This window comes from Achromobacter sp. NPDC058515, from assembly GCF_042721735.1.
Classification (GTDB): Bacteria; Pseudomonadota; Gammaproteobacteria; order Burkholderiales; family Burkholderiaceae_B; genus Achromobacter.
Window position 1 is genome coordinate 196,196 of the sequence record NZ_JBHXNI010000001.1, and the last position, 18,595, is coordinate 214,790.

The 18,595-nt window shown below is 67.4% G+C and carries 18 protein-coding genes and 1 riboswitch; of the genes, 4 read left to right on the forward strand and 14 right to left on the reverse strand.

The annotated features are described in order from the left end of the window. Window positions 1-25 precede the first annotated feature (25 nt). From ACFWP0_RS00910 to ACFWP0_RS00960, 11 genes are all read right to left on the reverse strand, one after another. The gene (locus ACFWP0_RS00910) at window positions 26-436 is read right to left on the reverse strand and encodes a hypothetical protein (RefSeq protein WP_377839092.1); all 411 of its coding nucleotides are present in this window, start codon (window positions 434-436) and stop codon (window positions 26-28) included. Window positions 437-442: 6 nt separating this feature from the next. Then, window positions 443-1,492, reverse strand: coding sequence for a PAAR domain-containing protein (locus tag ACFWP0_RS00915; protein WP_377839093.1), 1,050 nt, complete (start codon window positions 1,490-1,492; stop codon window positions 443-445). Window positions 1,493-1,674: 182 nt separating this feature from the next. Continuing rightward, a complete protein-coding gene (metF, locus tag ACFWP0_RS00920) occupies window positions 1,675-2,517 on the reverse strand; it encodes a methylenetetrahydrofolate reductase [NAD(P)H] (RefSeq protein WP_377839094.1) in 843 nt (280 codons plus the stop codon). A gap of 135 nt (window positions 2,518-2,652) precedes the next feature. Further along, entirely contained in the window at window positions 2,653-2,988 is a 336-nt protein-coding gene (locus ACFWP0_RS00925; protein WP_377839628.1) for a phage holin family protein, read from the reverse strand. Window positions 2,989-3,113: 125 nt separating this feature from the next. Continuing rightward, window positions 3,114-4,532 carry an adenosylhomocysteinase gene (gene ahcY / locus ACFWP0_RS00930; protein WP_377839095.1) on the reverse strand — a complete coding sequence of 473 codons (1,419 nt, stop codon included), beginning with the start codon at window positions 4,530-4,532 and terminating at the stop codon, window positions 3,114-3,116. Between the two features lie 100 nt (window positions 4,533-4,632). After that, a riboswitch (S-adenosyl-L-homocysteine riboswitch) is annotated at window positions 4,633-4,756 on the reverse strand. A gap of 58 nt (window positions 4,757-4,814) precedes the next feature. Then, the gene (locus tag ACFWP0_RS00935; RefSeq protein ID WP_377839097.1) at window positions 4,815-5,861 is read right to left on the reverse strand and encodes a glycosyltransferase family 4 protein; all 1,047 of its coding nucleotides are present in this window, start codon (window positions 5,859-5,861) and stop codon (window positions 4,815-4,817) included. Window positions 5,862-5,926: 65 nt separating this feature from the next. Beyond that, complete coding sequence (locus ACFWP0_RS00940) at window positions 5,927-6,163, reverse strand: DUF1289 domain-containing protein (RefSeq protein WP_377839098.1); 237 nt, start codon at window positions 6,161-6,163, stop codon at window positions 5,927-5,929. Window positions 6,164-6,222: 59 nt separating this feature from the next. Beyond that, a complete protein-coding gene (locus ACFWP0_RS00945) occupies window positions 6,223-7,110 on the reverse strand; it encodes an alpha/beta fold hydrolase (protein ID WP_377839100.1) in 888 nt (295 codons plus the stop codon). Window positions 7,111-7,136: 26 nt separating this feature from the next. Next, on the reverse strand, window positions 7,137-7,787 hold the full coding sequence (gene leuD / locus ACFWP0_RS00950; protein ID WP_377839101.1) for a 3-isopropylmalate dehydratase small subunit: 651 nt from the start codon (window positions 7,785-7,787) through the stop codon (window positions 7,137-7,139). Continuing rightward, window positions 7,784-9,205, reverse strand: a complete 1,422-nt coding sequence (gene leuC, locus ACFWP0_RS00955; protein WP_377839102.1) for a 3-isopropylmalate dehydratase large subunit — start codon at window positions 9,203-9,205, stop codon at window positions 7,784-7,786. Before leuC ends, leuD begins: the two co-directional genes overlap by 4 nt. Window positions 9,206-9,279: 74 nt before the next feature. Continuing rightward, window positions 9,280-10,257 carry a tripartite tricarboxylate transporter substrate binding protein gene (locus tag ACFWP0_RS00960; RefSeq protein ID WP_377839104.1) on the reverse strand — a complete coding sequence of 326 codons (978 nt, stop codon included), beginning with the start codon at window positions 10,255-10,257 and terminating at the stop codon, window positions 9,280-9,282. A gap of 127 nt (window positions 10,258-10,384) precedes the next feature. Between ACFWP0_RS00960 and ACFWP0_RS00965 the strand changes: the two genes are divergently transcribed. Then, on the forward strand, window positions 10,385-11,308 hold the full coding sequence (locus ACFWP0_RS00965) for a LysR family transcriptional regulator (RefSeq protein ID WP_377839105.1): 924 nt from the start codon (window positions 10,385-10,387) through the stop codon (window positions 11,306-11,308). 4 nt (window positions 11,309-11,312) lie between these two features. Here the strand turns inward: ACFWP0_RS00965 and ACFWP0_RS00970 are convergent, their stop codons facing one another. The 3 genes from ACFWP0_RS00970 to ACFWP0_RS00980 are packed head-to-tail and all read right to left on the reverse strand — an operon-like array spanning window position 11,313 to window position 13,776. After that, window positions 11,313-11,954, reverse strand: coding sequence for a flavin reductase family protein (locus ACFWP0_RS00970; protein WP_377839107.1), 642 nt, complete (start codon window positions 11,952-11,954; stop codon window positions 11,313-11,315). A gap of 1 nt (window position 11,955) precedes the next feature. Further along, window positions 11,956-12,783, reverse strand: coding sequence for an FCD domain-containing protein (locus tag ACFWP0_RS00975; protein WP_377839108.1), 828 nt, complete (start codon window positions 12,781-12,783; stop codon window positions 11,956-11,958). A gap of 36 nt (window positions 12,784-12,819) precedes the next feature. Then, on the reverse strand, window positions 12,820-13,776 hold the full coding sequence (locus tag ACFWP0_RS00980) for a polysaccharide deacetylase family protein (RefSeq protein ID WP_377839110.1): 957 nt from the start codon (window positions 13,774-13,776) through the stop codon (window positions 12,820-12,822). 230 nt (window positions 13,777-14,006) lie between these two features. On the opposite strand from ACFWP0_RS00980, the gene ACFWP0_RS00985 reads away from it, so the two are divergent. From ACFWP0_RS00985 to ACFWP0_RS00995, 3 genes are read left to right on the forward strand one after another with little or no spacing between them, the layout of a single operon-like run. Further along, window positions 14,007-15,197 (forward strand): ABC transporter substrate-binding protein, encoded by a 1,191-nt coding sequence (locus tag ACFWP0_RS00985; RefSeq protein ID WP_377839111.1) that lies wholly within the window; start codon window positions 14,007-14,009, stop codon window positions 15,195-15,197. 27 nt (window positions 15,198-15,224) lie between these two features. Continuing rightward, window positions 15,225-16,103 (forward strand): branched-chain amino acid ABC transporter permease, encoded by an 879-nt coding sequence (locus tag ACFWP0_RS00990; protein WP_377839113.1) that lies wholly within the window; start codon window positions 15,225-15,227, stop codon window positions 16,101-16,103. Further along, the gene (locus ACFWP0_RS00995; RefSeq protein ID WP_377839114.1) at window positions 16,103-18,592 is read left to right on the forward strand and encodes an ATP-binding cassette domain-containing protein; all 2,490 of its coding nucleotides are present in this window, start codon (window positions 16,103-16,105) and stop codon (window positions 18,590-18,592) included. Before ACFWP0_RS00990 ends, ACFWP0_RS00995 begins: the two co-directional genes overlap by 1 nt. Window positions 18,593-18,595: the final 3 nt, after the last annotated feature.

The window sequence follows — 18,595 nt, forward strand, 5'->3', positions numbered from 1 at the left end:
TTAGGCTAGTACCAAAGTCGCACCGCTATCGCTTAGACGTCGGTGGCTCGCATGGTTCTCTCGGCTCGGTGAACCGGTCAAAAAAACCGTGCCGAATTTCGGTCCGCTCCACTTTCGCCCCCGCTCCGATGCACACATCTACCCGACTGAACGGCTTCCTGATCTCGAACGAATCTTTGCTGTCGAAGGGAAACGAAAGCAATATCCACAGGTCGCGCTCTGGAAACATCGGGGTAGGTATCACCACCGTTTCACCCGGCTCCATGCCCTGCTTTCTCGTGGCGTAGTCAATCATGAAAAAGAAGCCGATGGACTCCGTCGCCCTTGCTGAATAATGCAAAGCCACGACAGGCCGACAATAAAACAAGAACAAGACCCACAGAAGCGGGCCGACGCACAATGCAATGGCGATCCGCTTAATCAAGCGCTTGTCCATATTGCACTAGCCCCCGTTGCACTCGTGTACTCTTTTCGCGCGGTCGCTCCCCGCTCCCCATGGAAGAGGCACGTCTTCAATTTTTTGAAGCAAAATACCGACCGTCAGAGCGTGAGGCTTAACTTCATTATATAGATCTGCCCCAAGCTTGATTGAAATGTGGTCTGGCACATCATCCGCGCTCGCCGGCCAGGGGCCATTCTGGGGATGGTTCTGCTGACGCCGCTTTACCCAGGCATCAAACGCGGCCTGCGCCAAGCCGGCACCATTGATCAATTCAGCCGCGCTAAAGCCTAGAGCCACGCCGGCGTAGCCATAATGAATGTTGGACCAGATATCGAAGAAGTAGTCGAAATTCCCGTACTTCTGCCAGCCAATATTGAAGTTCTTGCCCAGCATCCGCTCCAACGCTGGCTTGTGGTCCCAAGGCCTGCCAGGCCCGACTCTTTCTATCCACATTCCGTATGCGGCGACTTTTTGCCCTGCGGCTGCGCCCTCGAAGTCAGGCTGCCCCTCCAATCGTAAGTACCAGGGTAATTGCTGCCATTCTTCGCGCCGTGCCTGAGGATCAGCACTATTCGCAGCACGAATTTTCCTTCCCTCGATAGAGAAAGGGTTGGTCTTCATCTCCCGGACCATGTACTCGGCGATGCCGATCAGGGCATCGGGATGATTGCAGGCCTCCTGCCGCAGCCCATTGGACAGGGGCCGGCCAGTGCCCGCGCTGCTCATAAATCCGTTCGCCAGTCCTCCCGTATCGCTCGCTGCCCACCTAACGCCGCCGGGTCCGGGATCCAGGACCGCAATATTCTGACTGGCTATTAGCACCGCGCCGCACGCAGTCTGCATACCCTCGACCGCGACGGGAACGCCATCAACCGAGAAACTAGGTACGCCCTGCACGATGGGAAAGGAGCCCTTGCATTGCGGGCAGTCCACCATATGGCCCATGCCCGCTGCGGCACGACCCTCAATGTTATGGAACGGGAAACCCTGCAAGACGGTCCCGCCATGGGAGGTTCTGTCGCCAATCCGAACGATGAGGCGGCCAATCATATTTTTTCCATGCATTTGAAGTAGTGCCAAGTCTATTCAAATACACGCAGACCGGAGCATCGGAATAATACGAAATTGGAATTCAGCTATTCAAAGAGCTCATACAAGTCGCACTAAAAATAAATATCGATGCAAAAAAAGCCGGCGATGCCGGCTTTTTTACATTGCGCCAGGCGCGAAGCCTACAGCGACAGTTCCTTCCACACCGCCAGCGGCGCTTCCGAATGGTTCAAGGTGTAGAAATGCAGGCCCGGCGCGCCGTTGTCGAGCAGGGTCTGGCACAGCTCGGTCACCACATCCACGCCGAAGGCGCGGATGGCAGCCTTGTCGTCGCCGAACTCGGCCAGACGCAGCCGGATCCAGCGCGGCACTTCCGCGCCGCACATTTCCGAGAACCGCAGGAGCTGCGTGTGGTTCGTGATGGGCATGATGCCCGGCACGATCGGCACGTTCACGCCCTTGGCCTGGGCCCGGTCGACGAAGTCGAAGTAGGCGTCGGCATTGAAGAAATACTGCGTGATGGCCGCGTCGGCCCCGGCTTTCACCTTGGTCACGAAATGGTCCAGGTCGGCCGAGGGATTGACCGCCTGGGGATGCATTTCGGGATAGGCCGCCACTTCGATGTGGAACCAGTCGCCCGTTTCCTCGCGGATGAACGACACCAGCTCGTTGGCATAGCGCAGTTCGCCCGCGTCGCCGCCCATGCCCGAAGGCAGGTCGCCGCGCAGGGCCACCACGCGCCGCACGCCTTCGTTCTTGTAGACCTGGAGGATGTCCCGCAGGTCCTGGCGCGTGGCGCCCACGCACGACAGGTGAGGCGCCGCATCGCAGCCCAGGTTGCGCAGCGTGCGCACGGCGTCCGCCGTGCCGGCGCGCGTGGAGCCGCCCGCGCCGAAGGTCACGCTGACGTACTTGGGCTGGATGGCCAGCATCTGCTTGGCCGCGCGAACCAGCCGCTCTTGGCCGGCCAGGTCGCGCGGGGGAAAGAATTCCAGACTGAAAGCAGGAGAGATCGATTCGGACATATCAGTTATCTATGGGGCTACACATAACCTGCGATGCTGGCAGCCCCGCCGAGCCGCGCGGAGCCGGCTTTGCCGGTACGCGGCGGCGCCCCCTTGAGGGGGAAGCGCGAAGCGCTTCGGGGGTGGGCCCACACATCAGGGAATCAGTTTGGTAAGCAGGCCAGCGATGATGCTGTACAGGATTGCACCGCCCACGGCCCACCAGAACCCGTTGACCTGGAAGCCCTTCAGCACGGAGCCGACGAACCAGAACAACAAGGCGTTGATGACGATGAGGAAGAGACCGAGGGTGACGATCGTGATGGGCAGCGTCAGCAGCACCAGCACCGGCTTGACCAGCATGTTCACCAGGCCCAGCACCAGCGCGGCGATGAGCGCCGATCCGAAACTGGCCACCGTGATGCCGGGAAGCAGATAGGCAACGGCCAGCAGGGCCACCGCGTTCAGGATCCAGACGAGTATCAATGTCACCATGTTCGAACTCCTGTATTGGCGCTCCGCGGACCCGTGATCGCCAGGCGGGCACGGGTGAACCCCACGGACCGGAAAACCCGCGCCAACATGGCGCGGCGTTTCCCTATTTTGCTTTCAACCGATCAATAGCGGTAGTGATTGGGCTTGTAGGGGCCCTCGACCGGCACGCTGATGTAGTCGGCCTGGTCCTTGCGCAAGGTCGTGAGCTTCACGCCCAGCTTCTTCAGGTGCAGGCGGGCGACCTTCTCGTCCAGGTGCTTGGGCAGCACGTAGACTTCGCCGGACTTGTAGGCTTCGTTGCGCGTGAACAGTTCGATCTGGGCGATGGTCTGGTTGGCGAACGACGACGACATCACGAACGAGGGGTGGCCGGTGGCGCAGCCCAGGTTCACGAGGCGGCCCTGGGCCAGGAGGATGATGCGCTTGCCGTCCGGGAAAATGACGTGGTCGACTTGCGGCTTGATCTCTTCCCACTGGCAATCGGCCAGGCCGGCGACGTCGATTTCGTTGTCGAAGTGGCCGATGTTGCAGACGATGGCCTGGTCCTTCATGGCGTTCATGTGTTCGCGCGTGATGACCTGGTAGTTGCCGGTGGCGGTGACGAAGATGTCGCCATGGGCGGCGGCTTCTTCCATCGTCACGACCTTGAAGCCTTCCATGGCGGCCTGCAGGGCGCAGATCGGATCGATTTCGGTGACCCACACTTGCGCGCGCAGCGCGACCAGCGCCTGGGCGCAGCCCTTGCCCACGTCGCCGTAGCCGGCCACGACGGCGATCTTGCCGGCGATCATGACGTCGGTGGCGCGCTTGATGCCGTCCACCAGCGATTCGCGGCAGCCGTACAGGTTGTCGAACTTGGACTTGGTGACCGAGTCGTTGACGTTGATGGCGGCAAACGCCAGCTCGCCCTTTTGCGACATCTGGTAGAGGCGATGCACGCCGGTCGTGGTTTCTTCCGTCACGCCCTTGATCAGGGCGAGGCGGGTCGAGTACCACTTGGGATCGCGCTTCAGCGTTTCCTTGATGGCGGCGAACAGGATGCGCTCTTCATCGCTGCCCGGGTTGGCCAGGACCGACAGGTCCTTCTCGGCCTTGGTGCCCAGGTGCAGCATCAACGTGGCGTCGCCGCCGTCGTCGAGGATCATGTTGGCGTTCTGGCCATTGGGCCATTCGAAGATCTTGTGGGTGTACTGCCAGTACTCTTCCAGCGTTTCGCCCTTGACGGCGAAGACCGGCGTGCCGGACGCGGCGATGGCGGCGGCGGCGTGGTCTTGCGTGGAGAAGATGTTGCACGAGGCCCAGCGCACTTCGGCGCCCAGGGCCACCAGCGTTTCGATCAGCACGCCAGTCTGGATGGTCATGTGCAGGCTGCCGGCGATGCGCGCGCCCTTGAGCGGCTGCGATGCGGCGAATTCCTCGCGGATGGCCATCAGGCCGGGCATTTCGGTTTCGGCGATGGCGAGTTCGCGGCGGCCCCAGCCGGCCAGCGACATGTCGGCGACGAGGTAGTCGGAGAAGGATTTATCAGTCACAGCGTTCATGGTGTGTAGGCTCCACGTGAATAACGAACGGCGCACGATATGGCCGGACAACGCGAATACACCACGACAGTCGAGTGCTCGCCTTTCCCGCCATATGCGACAAAGGTGAGCGCCGTTGCTGCAGCGACGCGCGGGGCGCGGCGCTTGAACAAGGATTCCTGAGCCTGGCGAACCGGATTCCGCATGAAGGGGACCGCAGGGTCGTCGCAACGCTCCTCAGGATTGTCGGGCATTGTACAAGGTGCCGCGCCAATGGGGTAGTCGCCCAAGGACGTGGCTGTATCAGGGGGTGGGCGCCCAGGCGCCCGCGGCCCCCTGCGAACTCCCCTGCGTCAGCGGGACCAGCGCGGCCAGCAGGTCGGCGGCCACCGAATCCCAGCTGCGCGTCAGCGCATGGGCGCGCACGGCGTGGCGGTCCAGCGGCAGCGCCGCCCGGCAGGCGTGCCCCAGGTCGTCGTCCAGGCAGCCCGTGACGCCCTGCTCCACCACGGCCAGCGGCGCCTCGCTGCGAAAGGCCGCCACCGGCGTGCCGCAGGCCATGGCCTCCAGCATGACCAGGCCGAAGGTATCGGTCAGGCTGGGAAAAACGAACACGTCGGCCGCGGCGTAGAAGCCGGGCAGCGCGCCGTCCTGCTGCATGCCCAGGAAAACGGCATCGGGAAAGCGCTTCTTCAGCCGGGCCTCGTCGGGTCCGGCGCCCACGACCACCTTGCTGCCGCGCAGATCCAGCGCCAGGAAGGCGTCCAGGTTCTTTTCGCGCGCCACCCGGCCCACGCTCAACCAGACGGGACGGGGCAGGTGCGCGAACGCCTGGCTGTCGCCAGGCTGGAATTTCCGGGGATCGACCCCGCGCGACCAGACCCGCAGGTTGGCCAGGCCGCGCCGGACCAGGATGTCCCGCACGGTGGGCGTGGGCACCAGCACGCATTGCGAGGGCCGGTGGAACCAGCGCAGGTAGCGCCACGGCAAGGCGGCGGGAATGCCCATGCGCGCCTGCAGGTAGTCGGGAAACATCGTGTGAAACGAGGTGGTGAAGCGCCAGCCCCGCGACAGCGCCATCCGGCGGGCCGCCAGCCCCAGCGGGCCTTCGGTGGCGATGTGTAGCGCGTCGGGGACGGTGTCGCCCAGGATGCGGCGCAGCTGGCGCCCCGGCCGCAGGCACAGGCGCAGGTCCGGCTCGGACGGCGCCGGAATGGTCCGGCTGCCCTGGGGGTTCACCACGATCAGCTCGTGCCCCCATTCGCTCAGGATCTGTTGCATGGTCGTCCAGGTGCGGACGACGCCGTTGACTTGCGGATGCCAGGCATCCGTAACCAGAACGATGCGCATGATGGAGCCGGAAGTGGACGATAGCGCGATTTAGCCCGCGCCATGTGACATGCCCAAGACGGCGGCTAGTTGTTGCGCCGCGGATACCCTTGCGCCTTGATGCGCACCCAGACTTCGCGCTTTTCCTCTTCCGTCATGAAGACCCAGTTGGCGACTTCCATGGCCGTGCGACCGCAACCGCGGCAGATGTCGTCAAACAGCGTGGAGCACACCGCCACGCAGGGGGAATCCGTGGCCTTCAAGACGCGTTGGGCGTCTTCGGCCTCGGGCAATTCGGAAAGATCGGCGAAGTAGCGATTCATGGGCCGAAGGTTAACACCGGGGTTGCGTCCCTTTTTGGATAGCCCTATCGCCCGCCCGGTCAGCGCCAGCCGAAGAAATCTCCCGCCTCGGCCAGCAGGGCGTCGGGCGTTTCCTCCGCCAGATAATGCGCGCCCGGCAGCGGGCCGCCGGTCACGTCGTCGGCCACGGCGCGCCACAAGGCCAGCACGTCGAAGTTCCTGCCCACTGCCCCGCGCTCGCCCCACAGCACGCGCACCGGCTGGCGCAGGCGCTCGCCAGCCGCGCGGCCCGCGCGGTCATGCTCCAGGTCCAGCGTGGCGGACGCCCGGTAGTCTTCGCAGATGCCGGCGGCCCAGCCGGGCAGGCGCGCCGCGCGTTCGTATTCCGCCATGGCTTCAGCCGAGAAATGCGCCAGGCCGCCGGGCCGCCCTCCCATCACCGATCGCAGATAGAAAACGGGGTCGTGCTCGATCATCGTTTCCGGGACGGGCGCGGGCTGGATCAGCCAGAACCAATGGAAATAGGCCTGGGCGAAGGCGCGGGTCGTGCCTTCGTACATGTCCAGCGTGGGCGCGATGTCCAGCAGCATCATGCGGGCCACGGCGTCCGGGTGGTCCAGCGCCAGGCGGTGGGCTACCCGCGCGCCGCGGTCATGGGCCAGCACCTCGAAGCGCGCATGGCCCAGCCCGCGCATCAGCGCCGCCATGTCGGCCGCCATGGCCCGCTTGGAATACGACGCGTGGTCGGCGCTGGCGGCCGGCTTGTCGCTGTCCCCATAACCGCGCAAATCCGCCGCCACGCAGGTGCGCCGCCGCGTCAGCTCGGGCCAGACGCGGTGCCAGATGGCGTTCGTCTGCGGATGCCCGTGCAGCAGCAGCAAGGGCGGACCCGAGCCCTCGATGCGGGCGGCGATCTGGATGCCGTTGGCCGCGATGCGGCGCACGGGCAGGTCGAAGAAGGCGGTCATCGGCGTAGTCTCCAGTTTCTGTATTGCTAGGCGGCGTCCAGCCGGTCGCGCACCTGGCGCGCCACGTCCTTCATCCAGGGAAAGCGCGCCCAATGGCGGGACTCGAACCGCTCCACCTCGGGCAGTTGCGAGAGCGAGGCGCCCACCATGTCCTGCCCCTGGGCGAACATGCGGCGATGCCGTTCCGGGAGTTCAAACCCCGCCGTCCAGCCGTCGGCGGCGCGCACCTGCCCGGCCAGCGGATCGATGCCGACGCGGTTGCCGCGGGCAACGGACGTATTGGACACCCGCGCGAGCAGCGCGTCGACCGCGGCGGGCGGCAAGGTCACCAGCAGCAAGCCATTGTTCAGGGCGTTGAAGTAGAAGATCTCGCCAAAGCTCGACGCGATCACGGCGCGGATGCCGAACTGCTGCAGGCCCCAGACCGCGTGCTCGCGGCTGGATCCGCAGCCGAAATTCGGCCCCGCCACCAGGATGGAGGCGCCCGCGTAGGCCTCCTGGTTCAGCACGCAATCCGGCCGCGGCGCGCCGCCCTCGTCAAAGCGCAGGTCGTACAGAAGTCCCTTGTCCAGCCCCGCCTTGTCGATGATGCGCAGGAACTGCTTGGGCATGATCTGGTCGGTGTCCAGATTGGAATACGGCAACGGCGCGGCTACGCCCTCGATCACTGGATTCATTTGGCTGCTCCCCATGCGCGCACGTCGACGATGCGGCCCGCCAGCGCGGCGGCGGCCGCCATCGCCGGGCTCATCAGGTGCGTGCGCCCTGCCCGCCCCTGGCGTCCTTCGAAGTTCCGGTTGGTGGTGGACGCGCAGCGCTCGCCGGGGCGCAGCACGTCGTCGTTCATGGCCAGGCACATCGAACAGCCGGGCTGGCGCCATTCGAACCCCGCCTCCATCAACTGCGCCGCCAGCCCTTCCGCCTCGGCCTGCGCGCGCACCGCGCCGGACCCCGGCACCACCATGGCCCGCACGCCGGCGGCGACCTTCCTGCCGCGCACAAGGCTTGCGACCACGCGCAGGTCTTCGATGCGGCCGTTGGTGCAGGAGCCGATGAACACGCGGTCGATCGGCACGCCGGCAATCGGCGTGCCGGCGGGCAGGCCGATGTAGTCCATGGCTTTCTCCAGCGCCAGCCGGGCCAGCGCATCGGCCTCGGCCCGCGGGTCCGGGACCGCGCCGTCGATCGGCACCGCCTGGTCCGGGCTGGTGCCCCAGGTCACGAACGGCGCGATCCTCGCCGCATCGAACGCATGCTCGATGTCGAACCGGGCGTTGCCGTCGGTGCGCAGCGTGGCCCAGTATTCGCGGGCCTGCCGCAGCGCGTCCCCGCGCAGCTGCGGGGCATGCGCGGCGACATAGGCATCGGTGACGGCGTCCGGCGCGATCAGCGCGGCGCGCGCGCCCGCCTCCACCGTCATGTTGCACAGGGTCATGCGAGCCTCGGCGGACAGCGCGTCGATCGCCTCGCCGCAGAATTCCACCGCATGCCCGCGCGCGCCCTGCGCGCCGATGCGATGCACGATGAAGATGACCAGGTCCTTGGCCGACACGCCGTGGGGCAAGACGCCGTCGACCCGGATCCGCATGTTGCGCGCCACCCGGTAGACCAGCGTTTGCGTGGCCAGGATGTGCTCAACCTCGGACGTTCCGATGCCGAAGCCCAAGGCGCCCAGGGCGCCGTAGGTGGTGGTGTGGCTGTCGCCGCACAGCACCACCATGCCGGGCAGGATCATGCCGTGTTCCGGCGCGATCACGTGTTCGATGCCCTGAAGCGGATCGGTGGTGTCGAACAGCGCGATGCCTTGCTCGTCGCAATTGCGCTTCAGGTTGAGCGCCTGCCGCGACGACGCGTCGTCGGCGATCACGCGCAGCGCCGCCGGCACTGGATGCGTGGGGATGATGTGGTCCACCACCGCCATCTGCTGGCCCGGACGCAACACCGGACGGCCGCGCGCGGCCAGGCCGCTGAAGGCTTGCGGGCTGGTGTACTCGTTCATGATGTGCAGGTCGACGTAAAGCAGGATGTGCTCGTCGTCGATCGGGGCCACCTCATGGCTGGCCACCAGTTTGTCGTATAGCGTCATGCCGGGCATGTCGTGCTTCCTTGGATGATGATTGCGCCCGCCGCAGGCGCCTGCGGCCGGCGCGGGCGCGTCTTGCGGTCCGTTCAGTTGGCCTCGATGCCGGCGTCCTTGACGATGCCCGACCAGCGCGTCATCTCGGCGGCCACCATGGCGTCCGCCTTGTCGGGCGCGGAGATCAGCGGATCGAAACCTTCCTTCTGCATGCGTTGCGTCAGCTCGGGCGAGCGCAGCGCTTCGCCCAGCCTGGCGTTCAGCGTGTCGATCACCGGCTGCGGCGTGCCGGCGGGCGCGCTGATGACGAACCAGGTGTTGAATTCATAGCCGGGCAGGCCCGATTCGGCGATGGTGGGCACGTCCGGCAGCAGCGGCGAACGCGTGGCGCCGGTCACGCCCAGCGCGCGCAGCTTCTTGCCGTCCACTTGCGGCTTGGCCGCGGACAGCACCGGAAAGCTCATCTGCACCTGGCCGCTGATGGTGTCGAGCATGGCGGGCCCGCCGCCCTTGTACGGCACGTGCAGGATCTGCGTCTTCGACACGGACTTGAATAGTTCCGCGGCCATGTGAAAGGTGCTGCCCGTGCCGGCGGAGCCGAAGCTCGTCTCATTGGCGGGCCGGGCGCGCACATAGGCGAGAAGATCGCTCACGGATGCCACCGGCAGCGCGTTGGTCACCGTCAGCACGTGCTGCGAAGTGCCCACCGTGCCGACCGAACGCAGGTCCTTGGCCGTATCGAACGGCATGGTCTTGAAGAGCGCCGGATTGATGGCCAGCGACATGGTGTTGATACCCAGCGTGTAGCCGTTGGGCTCGGCGCGCGCCACCGCGGACATGCCGATGTTGCCGGAGGCGCCGGCGCGGTTCTCCACGATCACGCTCTGGCCCAGCGCCCGACCCCAGGCGTCGGAGATCAGGCGCGCGGCGATGTCCACGCTGCCCCCGGGGGCGAACGGCACGATCAGCGTCACCGCCCGCTGGGGAAACGCGTCGGCGGCGGCGGGCTGGGTCCAACAGGATGCGGCGATGGCCGCGCACAGGGCGCCGGCCGCGGTATGGATCTTCATTTCCTGGTCTCCTCGTATGGCCGCGTCGGGCGGCTCTGTATCGGTAAGCCCAGTGTATAAGCCCGTTCCGTTCTTATAATTAATTGAATTAATAAAGCTTTGTTAAATCTGATTTATAAATGAGCCCATGGATGCGCTTTCCGATCTCGCCTTCTTCTCGCTGGTGGTCAAGCACGGCAACCTGTCGGCCACCGCGCGCGAACTGGGGCTGACGCCGCCGGCCGTCAGCACGCGGCTGGCCAAGCTAGAGCAGCGCCTGGGCGTGCGCCTGCTGAACCGCACGACCCGCCGGGTCAGCGTCACCCAGGAAGGCGAGCTGTACCTGGCCGAGGGCGGGCGCATCCTGGCGGACCTGGAGGCGCTGGAGCGCTCGGTTTCAAGCGCGCGCGCGCAACCCCAGGGCCTGCTGCGGCTGAACGCCACGTTCGGCTTCGGACGCGCCCATATCGTGCCGGCGGTCTCGGACTTCTGCCGCCAGTATCCCGAGGTCGAAGTGCAGATGCGGCTGACCGACAGGCCGCTGAACCTGATCGAGGAAGGCTTTGACGTGGCGGTGCGGTTTGGCGACCTTCCCGACGCGCGCCTGACCGCCCGCAAGATCGCCTCCAACCGGCGCCTGCTGTGCGCGTCGCCGCGCTACCTCGATACCTATGGAGAGCCGCGCACGCCAGGCGAACTGCAGCGCCACCGCTGCATTGTCGTGCGCGAGAACGACGTGGCCTACGGCACGTGGCGGCTGGAATCGGGCGCGCGCGCGGAAACCGTGAAGGTGCGCGGCCCCGTCAGCTCGAACGACGGGCAGAGCGCATTGGAATGGGCGCTGGACGGCCACGGCATCGTCATGCGATCCGAATGGGAAACCGCCGCCTACCTGCGCGCCGGACGCCTGCGCGAGGTGCTGCCCGACTGGCGCACCCCGCCCGCCGACATCCACGCGCTGTATCCCGAACGGCTCAACCTGCCGGCCAAGACGCTGGCCTTCGTGGACTTCCTGTCGCAGCGCTTTGCCCGCCACCTGCGGCCGCCGGGCGGCGGCGGCGCGGTCTGGTGACGGCTCAGATTTCGTCGATGGGCGTGCTGGCGGAGGCGCCGGCCGGCGCGCTATCCGCGCCGATGGCGTAGCGGTCGCGCGTCGTGACGTAGAAGCTGGCGCCAAAGCGCCCCACCGGGAAGTAGTCCTGCAGGCGCACGCGCCAGGTTTCCGTGTCGATCAGGCCGTCGCGCGCATGCAGCCAGCGCACCTGGCCGATGAAGATCTGCCGGCTGGCGGTCTCCATGGTTTCGAACAGCGTGCATTCGAACGCAACGGGCGCCTGCACGATGCGCGGCGGCGCTACGCGGTGGCTGGGCGCGGCGTCCAGGCCCGCATGCGCCAGCTCGCTGACGTCCGCGGGCAGCCGGTCGCCGCAGCGGTGCATCTTTTCCGCCATGGCCTCGTCGGTCAGGTGCACCACGAATTCCTTGTCCCGGGCGATGTTGACCGCCGTGTCCTTCAAGCCGCCGTCTTCCAGGCGGTTGATGCTGACCATGACGATGGGCGGGTCCTCGCCCAGCATGTTGAACATGCTGAACGGCGCGGCGTTGACCACGCCGGTCTCGGACAGGGTCGTGATCAGCGCGATCGGCCGGGGCACGATCAGGCTGGCCATCAGCTTGTAGCGCTGATACTCGGTAATAGCGTCGAAATCGATTTCCATGTCAGGCCAGTCCCAGCATCTGGGCAAGAGTTTGAGCGGGTTGCGGACGTTCGAGGCTGATGCGCCGTTCCAGGTCCGCAAGGTGGTTGTCGTTGATCTTCACGGCCTCGGCCACGTCGCCGCGTTCCATCATGTCCACGATCAGCACGTGTTCGCCGTGTTCGCAGGCCGCATTGCCGGGCGGCTCGTACAGGGCCACGATCAGCGAGCAGCGCGACACCAGTTCCGACAGGTAGCCGTGGAGGATGGCATTGCCCGACAGCTCGCCCAGCCGGACGTGAAAGGCGCTGGCCTGCCGCGCCCAGGCGGGCTGGCCGGCCCGGTGCAGCAGCGCGTGCTCGTCCCGCAGCTGCTTGCGCAGCGAGGCATAGTCGGCCTTGGTGGCGCGCGCCGCCGCCAGCGGCACCAGCGCCGCCTCCAGCGCGCGGCGCGCCTGGAATATCTGGCGCGTGTCTTCGGGTGTGGGCTCGGCCACCACGGCGCCGCGGTTGTGGTGCAGGTCCACCACATGCTCGTGCGCCAGGCGCTGCAAGGCCTTGCGCGCCACCGACCGCGACACGCCGAACAGTTCGCAGATCGCCGCCTCGGGCAGTTTCGTGCCGGGGGTCAGGCGCTGGCTCATCACGCTTTCGTACACCGCTTCGCAGATGCGGCGCTCCATGTCGGCGTCGGGCGTACCGGCGGCGGGCGTACCGGCGGCGGGCGTACCGGCGGCGGGCGTACCGGCGGCGGGCGTACCGGCTGCCTGCAAGCCGGGGGCGGGCTCGTTCGCCGGCTTCGGCCGGGCGGTCCGGGGGGTGCGAGGTTTGGCGGGGCTTCGGGTGGACATGAGAGGACTCGGTTCAACGGGTGAGACGGGGCGGCGCTAGACGATGACGCCGGGCGGCAGGCTGTCCACATGCCGGCAGATCTCGCCGGGCGTGGCGAACCAGATCTCGCCGCGGTCGCGCGCGGCGGCCAGCGGCGCCAAGGCGCGCCGCAGGTGCCGCAGGCGATAAGGCTGGCCGACGATATACGGATGCAGCGCGATGCCCATGACCAGCGGCTGGCGGGCGGCCTGCCCGCGCATTTCCTCGAACTGGTCAAGAATCATATCGGCAAAGTCGCGCGCGTCCATCTTGCGGCCCATGATCATCGGGATGTCGTTGAGCTCCTGCGGGTAGGGAATCGCCCACAGGTCCCCCGCGCGGGTGCGCATGCGCATGGGCTGGTCGTCGTGGCACCAGTTCAGCGTGTAGCGGTAGCCCGCCTCCGCCAGCAGGTCGGGCGTAGCGCGGCTTTCCGAGATCCACGGAGACAGCCAGCCCGCGGGCCCGTTGCCGGCATGCCGCAGGATACGGTCGCGGCAGTGCGCCAGCAGCGCCATTTCCTCGGCTTCGGGCAGGCCGCCCTGCCGGTGCGCATTGCTGTAGCCATGGCCGATCAGTTCGTCGCCGCGCGCCAGGCAGGCCTCCACCAGTTCAGGGCAATGCTCGTAGAGCGCGGTGTTGATCAGCACGCCGGCCGGCAGGCGCAGTTCGTCGAACAACTCCAGGCAGCGCCACGCGCCCACCCGGTTGCCGTACTCGCGCCAGGCGTAATTGAGCACGTCGGGGTGCGGCGACGCCGGCCCCAGCTCCGCGCCCAGCCCTTCGCCGAAGGCGAAGTGTTCGAGGTTGAAGCCCAGGTACACGGCCAGGCGGGCGCCGTTGGGCCACGTGTAATCCGCCCGCCCGGCTATCGGCTGGTACGGGAAGCGGCCATGGCAGGCCAGCGGCGCGGGCGTCCAGGCGGACGCCTCTTCACGCCCCGGTTTAGTGCTTTGAAGCGAGGATGGATTCATTTTGGTGCAAATCTTGATGCATGATTGTGAACAAAAACGCTGACGCTTTGGAAACAAAATACAGATCGGCTGCGGACAAACCACGAAGGAAACACGCCTTGCCCCGCGGTGGCAGGGGCGCCGGCGCCGTCTGGCGGCGGAGCGGATCAGGTGGCATGGATCTTGCATGGGGAAACGGAGCAGCACTTAACCCCATGCAAGATTCATTCCACTTTTCCAGGAGTGCCCCGATGACCCCGACCCGTCGTTCCTTCATGCTCCACGGCGCCGCCGCCGCGCTCTTTGCCGCAGGCCTGGCCTCGCAACCGGCGCTGGCCGCGGATCCCATCAAGATCGGCCTGATCACCGCGCTGTCCGGGGAATCCGCCCGCGCCGGGGAAGCGCTGACGCGCGGCATGGCCGTGGCCATCGACGAGATCAACGCGAGCGGGGGCCTCTTGGGCGGCCGCCAGGTCGTGCTGGTGCGGCGCGACGACGAAGGCAATCCCGCCAAGGGAATGGCCGCGGCCCGCGAGCTGATCTACAAGGAAAAGGTGGCGGTGCTGTTCGGCGGCCTGGACACGCCGGTCTCGATGGCCATCGTGCCCATCGTGAACCAGGAGAAGGTGCCCTTCATGGGCCCGTGGGCGGCCGGCACGGCCATCACGCAAAACAAGGGCAACCCCAATTTCGTATTCCGCGTGTCCGCCATGGACGAGATCGTCGACAGCGCGATGGTGCAGTACGCGCAGAAGACCTTCCAGAGCGCCAAGCCGGGCATGATCCTGGTGAACAATCCCTGGGGCGAATCCAACGAGAAAGGCCTGAACGCCGCGCTGGCGGCGGCCAAGGTCGCGCCGGCCGGCGTCGAGAAATTCCAACCCAGCGACCTGGACATCGTGCCCCAGCTGAGCCGCCTGAAGGCCGCAGGCGCCGACACGCTGTTCCTGGTCGGCAACGTGGGCCCGTCGGCCCAGGTTGTGAAATCGCTGGACCGCATGGGCTGGAAGGTGCCGATCGTGTCGCACTGGGGTCCCGCCGGCGGCCGCTTCACGGAGCTGGCCGGCCCCAACGCCAAGAACGTGCACTTCGTGCAGACGTACAGCTTCTTCGGCAAGCAGGGACCGGTGGGCGACAAGGTCATGCAGGCGCTCAAGACCAAGTACTCCGACATCAAGGGCCCGCAGGACATCACGCCCGCCGTGGGCGTGGCCAATGCCTACGACGGCATGCAGCTGGCCGCGCTGGCCATCGCGCAGGCGGGCTCCACCGACGGCGACGCGGTGCGCCAGGGCTTCTACAAGATCGGCAAGTACGAAGGCCTGATCAAGACGTATGAGCAGCCCTTCACGCCGGCCTCGCACGACGCGCTGCGCGAGAACGACTACGTGTGGACGCAGTTCATCGACAACCGCATCCTGCCCGTCAAGGGCGAGCAGTAAACCGGCCGGTTCACGCGGGAGACGCGCATGTTGTTGATGTCCGCCATCGTCAGCGGCCTGGGGCTGGGAAGCATGTACGGCCTGATGGCCCTCGGCTTTTACCTGACCTATGCCGTATCGGGCACGGTGAATTTCGCCCAGGGCAGTTCCATGATGCTGGGCGCCGTGCTGACCTACACGTTCGCCCAGACGCTGGGCTGGCCGCTGGCGGCCGCCCTGCCGCTGGCGCTGGCGCTATGCGCGCTCTACGGCCTGGTGGTGGAGCGGCTGGCGGTGCGGCCCTTCGCCAGCCGCGGCTCCAATGCCTGGCTCATGTCCACGGTGGCGCTGGGCATCGTGCTGGACAACGTGGTGATGTTCACCTTCGGCAAGGAGCCGCGCAGCCTGCCCTCGCCGCTGGCCCAGGCGCCGCTGGAGATCGGCGGGCTGGGCCTGGGCATCTACCCGCTGCAGCTGCTGATCCCGCTGGTCGGCCTGGCGCTGGCCGCCGCGCTGCATGCGCTGTCGCGCCGCACCCGCTGGGGCGTGGCGCTGCTGGCGGTGGTGCAGAACCCGAACGCGGCGCGGCTGATGGGCATCCCCGTGCGCCGCGCCATCATGGCCGCCTTTGCCGTGTCGACGCTGTTTGCCGGCGTGGCCGGCGCGCTCGTCGCCCCGCTGTTCAACGTGCAGGCCGACATGGGCACGCTGTTCGGCCTGAAGGCCTATGTGGTCGCCATCCTGGGCGGCATCACCAGCGCCTGGGGCGTGATGATCGCGGGCCTGCTGTTCGGCGTGGTCGAAGCGCTGATCACCGTGGTCCTGGGCTCCGGCTACACCCAGATCATCAGCTTCACGCTGGTGATCGTCATGCTGGCCGTGCTCCCCAACGGACTGTTCGGGCGCGCCGACGTGAGGAAGGTCTGATGAACAAGCAACTTGCAACGCGCTGGCTGCCGCTGGCGCTTTATGCGGTGCTGGCCGCCGCCGCCCTGCTCCTGGCCGCCACCGTCAACGGCTACTACGTGTTCGTGCTGGGCAACGTGGCGCTGCTGGCGCTTGCCGGCATCGGCCTGAACGTGCTGCTGGGCCTGACCGGCCAGATGTCGTTCGGCCATGCGGGCTTCTATGCCATCGGCGCCTACACGGTGGCGATCCTCACCGGCCAGGCCGGCTGGAGCTTCTGGCTGGCCTGGCCGGCCGCCGCGCTGGTCTGCGCCGCCTTCGGCCTGCTGTTGGCCGTGCCCGCCCTGCGGGTGAAGGGGCCGTACCTGGCAATGATCACCATCGCCTTCGGCTTCATCGTCGAGCACGCGCTGATCGAAGGCGGATCGATCACCGGCGGCCAGAACGGCCTGATGGGCATCGCCCAGCCCGCCCTGGGCGGCATCGGCGGCGACCGCGGCGTGGCCATGCTTGCCATCGTGGCCGTGTTCGCGGCGCTGGCGGGCTATGCCCTGCTGTCGCGCGGCACCTGGGGCGCCGCCATGCGCGCGGTCAAGGACAGCGAGACGGCCAGCGAATCCATCGGCATCAACCCGCTGGCGGTCAAGGCCGTGGCGTTCATGGTGTCGGCCGCCGTGGTGGGCCTGGCGGGCGGGCTCTACGCGCCGCAGGCCGGCATGATCACCCCGCACAACTTCAACTTCATGCAGTCCATCCTGTTCGTGCTGGCCGTGACGATAGGCGGCGCGGGTTCGCTGGCGGGCCCCTTGCTGGGCGCGCTGGTGGTGGGCCTGCTGCCGGAGATGCTGTCCAGCCTGGAGGAGTACCGGCTGCTGTTCTTCGGCGCCTTCCTGCTGGTGGTGCTGTGGGCGGCGCCCGAAGGCGCGGCGGGCCTGCTGGCGCGCTGGCGGCGCGGCGCGCACGGCGCGGGCCTGGCGCCCCGCCACGGCGGCATGCCCGCCACTGGCCGGCCGCGGCGGATCCTGCGGGCGGATGCGCTGACCATGACATTCGGCGGCGTGCGCGCGGTGCAGGCCGTGTCCTTCACCGTGCGGCCCGCCGCGGTGACCGCGCTGATCGGGCCCAACGGCGCGGGCAAGTCCACCGTCATCAACATGCTCAGCGGCTACTACCAGCCGACCAGCGGCGCCGTGGCGCTGGGCGACCAGGCGCTGGCGGCGCTGCCGGCCCACCGGGTGGCGCGCAGCGGCATCGCCCGCACCTACCAGACCTCGCAGCTGTTCGACACGCTGAGCGTGGAAGACAACGTGGCGCTGGGCATGCTGCGCGGCCGCCTGGGCGGCCTCTTGGCCTCGCACCGCTATCTGGCCGCCGATGCGCGCGAACGCGCGCGGGCCCTGCTGGCGTTCTGCGGCTACGAAGGCGCGCTGGACGCGCCCGCGGCGGACCTGCCTCATGTGGATAGGCGGCTGGTGGAGATTGCGCGCGCGCTGGCCACCGACGCCGATATCCTGCTGATGGACGAACCCGCGGCCGGCCTCTCGCGTGAAGACAAGACGCGCCTGGCCGGCTTGCTGCGGCGCATCGCCGACGCCGGCGCGGGCGTGCTGCTGGTCGAGCACGACATGACGCTGGTGATGGGCGTGTCCGACCACATCGTCGCCATCGACGCCGGCCGTGAACTGGCGCAGGGCAGCGTCGCGGACATCCAGCAATCGCCGGCGGTGCGCCAGGCCTATCTGGGCGACGAGGCGGCCCGCCGCATCCCCGCCGCCCGGACCCGGCCGGCGGGCGGCGCCTTGCCGCCCGAAGTGCTGGGCGTGGGCAAGCTCACCACCGGCTACGGGGCCAACCCGGTGCTGCACGGAATCGACCTGCAGGTCAGGCAGGGCGAAATGGTGGCGCTCCTGGGCGCCAACGGCGCAGGAAAATCGACGCTGATGCGCACGCTGGCCGGGCTGCACCGGCCAGCGCAAGGCGGCATGCACCTGCAAGGCCAGGAGCTGCACGGCCTGGCCGCCGACCGCATCGTGGCGCGCGGCCTGGTGCTGGTGCCCGAAGGCCGCCAGGTGTTTCCGGGCCTGAGCGTGCTGGACAACATCCGTCTGGGCGCGTTCCTGCAGCCGCAGGACCGGGACGCGCGAGTCGAGGAAATGCTGACCCGCTTTCCGCGCCTGCGCGAACGCCTGCACCAGCGCGCCGGCCTGTTGTCCGGCGGCGAGCAGCAGATGCTGGCGATCGCGCGCGGGCTGATGTCCAAGCCCGTGATCCTGCTGCTGGACGAGCCGTCGCTGGGCCTTGCGCCGAAGATCATCGACGAGCTGTTCGAGGCCCTGGACCGGCTGCGCGCCGAATCCATGACCATCCTGCTGGTGGACCAGATGGCCGCGCTGGCGCTGTCGCTGGCCGACCGCGCCTACGTGCTGGAATCGGGCCGCGTGGCAGCGCACGGCACCGCGGCCGAGATCGCGCAGGACGGGGCCCTGGCCCGGGCGTATCTGGGCGCCTAGGCC